This is a genomic window from Micromonospora sp. KC721, assembly GCF_004348355.1.
GTDB lineage: Bacteria > Actinomycetota > Actinomycetes > Mycobacteriales > Micromonosporaceae > Micromonospora.
In genome coordinates this window covers 1-3,373 of the sequence record NZ_SMJY01000332.1, presented here as the reverse complement: position 1 = coordinate 3,373, position 3,373 = coordinate 1, and the positions used below count along the sequence as shown (strand labels likewise).

Genomic DNA, 3,373 nt, shown 5'->3' with positions numbered 1-3,373 from the left:
GGTGGTTACTGGCGAGTAGCATCCGGGGGAAATGCCAGTGCCGGCCGACCCTCGTTCGGTCCATGGCGCCGCCCGGCGGCGCGGAGGCCGAATCATGGTCGAAGAGGAGGCTCCAAGTGCCCCGTGAAGTTAGGGATGTCGTCTTCGTCGACGGCGTCCGCACCCCGTTCGGCAAGGCGGGCGGCATGTACGCCAACACCCGCGCCGACGACCTGGTGATCCGCTGCATCCGCGAGCTGCTGCGCCGCAACCCGCAACTGCCTCCGGAGCGGGTCGAGGAGGTGGCCATCGCCGCGACCACCCAGATCGGCGACCAGGGCCTGACCATCGGCCGCACCGCCGCCCTGCTGGCCGGCCTGCCCAAGACGGTGCCCGGCTTCGCCATCGACCGGATGTGCGCCGGCGCGATGACCGCCGTCACCACCGTCGCCGGTGGCATCGCCATGGGCGCGTACGACATCGCCATCGCCGGCGGCGTCGAGCACATGGGCCGGCACCCGATGGGCGAGGGCGTCGACCCCAACCCGCGGATCATCGCGGAGAAGCTGGTCGACCCGTCCGCCCTGGTGATGGGCGCTACCGCGGAGAACCTGCACGACCGGGTCCCGCACATCACCAAGGAACGCACCGACGCGTTCGCGCTCGCCTCCCAGCAGAAGACCGCCAAGGCGTACGCCAACGGCAAGCTCCAGCCCGACCTGGTGCCGGTCGCGGTCCGCGACCCGGAGACCGGCTGGAGTCTGGCCACTGTGGACGAGGCTCCCCGAGACACCTCACTGGAGAAGCTCGCCACTCTCAAGACCCCGTTCCGCCCGCACGGCAAGGTCACCGCCGGCAACGCGGCCGGCCTGAACGACGGGGCCACCGCCAGCCTGCTGGCCGCCGAGTCCACCGCCCGCGAGCTGGGCCTGCCGGTGGCCATGCGGCTGGTGTCGTACGGCTTCGTCGGCGTCGAGCCCGAGGTGATGGGCGTCGGCCCGATCCCGTCCACCGAGAAGGCGCTGCGCATCGCCGGGCTGAGCATCGACGACATTGGCCTGTTCGAGCTGAACGAGGCGTTCGCCGTGCAGGTGCTCGCCTTCCTCGATCACTTCGGCATCGCCGACGACGACCCGCGGGTCAACCCGTGGGGCGGCGCGATCGCCATCGGTCACCCGCTCGCCTCCTCGGGCGTACGGCTGATGACCCAGCTCGCCCGGCACTTCGCCGAGCACCCCGAGGTCCGCTACGGCCTCACCGCCATGTGCGTCGGCATCGGCATGGGCGGCACCGTGATCTGGGAGAACCCCCACTGGGAGGGCAACAAGTGAGCGCGCTCGTCGCACCGAACGAGGTCGTCACCAAGGCGCTGCTGCGCCAGGTCAACGTACCGGGGCTGGACCGTCCCGCCGCCCTGATCACCCTGGACAACGGCTTCGACCACACCAAGCCGAACACCTTCGGGCCGGGCGGCCTGACCAGCCTGGACGAGGCGATCAGCGCCGCCCTGGCGGCCGAGCCGGCGTTCATCGCGGTCACCGGCAAGCCGTACATCTTCTGCGTCGGCGCGGACATCACCAGCCTGCCGCAGCTCGCCGACCGGGCGCAGGCGCTGGAGATCGGCCGGCTCGGCCACCGGGTCTTCGCCCGCCTCAAGGACAGCGCGGTCCCCACCTTCGCCTTCGTCAACGGCGCGGCCATGGGCGGCGGCCTGGAGTTGGCCCTGCACTGCCACTACCGGACGCTGTCGGCCGGCGCGGCGGCCCTCGCGCTGCCCGAGGTCTCCCTCGGCCTGATCCCCGGCTGGGGCGGCACGCAGCTGCTGCCGAACCTGATCGGCATCCCCGCCGCGACCCAGGTGATCATCCAGAACCCGCTGATGCAGAACAAGATGCTCAAGCCGAAGCAGGCCGCCGAGCTGGGCATCGCGGACGTCCTGCTGGAGCCGGCGGACTTCCTCGAACGGTCCCTGGAGTGGGCCGCCGGCGTGGTCTCCGGCACGGTCACCGTGACCCGGCCCGAGGTCGACAAGGACATGTGGGCCGGGGTGCTGTACTTCGCCCGGCAGACCCTCGACGCGCGGCTGCACGGCGCGGTCCCGGCCGCGTACAAGGCGCTGGACCTGCTGGAGACGGCGAAGGACGCCGACTTCGCCACCGGCACCGCCGCCGAGGACGAGGCCCTCGCCGACCTGATCTTCTCCGAGGAACTGCGCAGCGGCCTGTACGCCTTCGACCTGGTGCAGCGGCGCGCCAAGCGGCCGGCCGGCGCACCGGACAAGGGCCTGGCCCGCCCGGTGACGAAGGTGGGCATCGTCGGCGCCGGTCTGATGGCCAGCCAGCTCGCCCTGCTCTTCGCCCGCCGCCTCCAGGTGCCGGTCGTGCTGACCGACCTGGACCAGTCCCGCGTCGACAAGGGCGTGGCGTACGTGCACGCCCAGATCGAGAAGGCCGTCAGCAGGGGCCGGATGGACAAGGGCACCGCCGCCAAGCTGTACGGCCTGGTCAGCGGCTCCGTCGACAAGGGCGTCTTCGCCGACGCCGACTTCGTCATCGAGGCCGTCTTCGAGGACCTGGACGTCAAGAAGCAGGTCTGGGCCGAGCTGGAGAAGATCGTCAAGCCGGAGGCCGTGCTGGCGACGAACACCTCGTCGCTGTCGATCACGGCGATGGCGGCGCAGCTGGAGCACCCGGAGCGGGTCGTCGGCTTCCACTTCTTCAACCCGGTCGCGGTGCTGCCGCTGCTGGAGATCGTCCGCGGCGAGCGGACCGACGACGCCACCCTGGCGACCGCGTTCGCGGTCGGCAAGCAGCTGAAGAAGTCGAGCGTGCTGGTCTCCGACGCGCCGGCGTTCGTGGTCAACCGGCTGCTGACCCGCTTCCTCGGCACCGTCTTGGCCGCCGTCGACGCCGGCACCCCGCTGGAGGTCGCCGACCGCGCGCTGGACCCGCTGGGTCTGCCGATGCGTCCGTTCGCCCTGCTCCAGTTGGTCGGGCCGGCCGTGGCGTACCACGTGGGTGGCACCCTGCACGCGGCGTTCCCGGACCGGTTCGGTGTCAGCGAGAACCTCAAGCGGATCGCCGACTCCGGTCAGCCGCTCGTGGTCGACGACCAGATCAACGACGAGGTCGCCCAGCTGCTCGTGGTCGGCGACCAGCCGCTCACCGAGGAGCAGGTCCGCCAGAACGCGCTCGACGCGCTGGCGCAGGAGATCCGGCTGATGCTCGACGAGGGCGTCGTCGCCGAGGCGCAGGACATCGACCTGTGCATGATCCTCGGTGCCGGCTGGCCGTTCCACCTGGGCGGCGTCACGCCGTACCTGGACCGGACGGGCACCTCCGAGCGGGTCACCGGCCGACGCTTCCTGCCGCGCGGCGTGGCCAGCCTGCCCGCC

Annotated in this window: 2 protein-coding genes; both read left to right on the top strand. The window is 71.4% G+C overall.

What is annotated here, in order from left to right:
- The first annotated feature begins 116 nt into the window (after positions 1-116).
- Positions 117-1,310, top strand: a complete 1,194-nt coding sequence (locus E1182_RS29890; protein WP_132271074.1) for an acetyl-CoA C-acyltransferase — start codon at positions 117-119, stop codon at positions 1,308-1,310.
- Positions 1,307-3,373, top strand: a 2,067-nt coding sequence (locus E1182_RS29885; RefSeq protein ID WP_132271072.1) for a 3-hydroxyacyl-CoA dehydrogenase NAD-binding domain-containing protein, incomplete at its 3' end; no start/stop codon positions are given. The genes E1182_RS29890 and E1182_RS29885, both read left to right, overlap by 4 nt.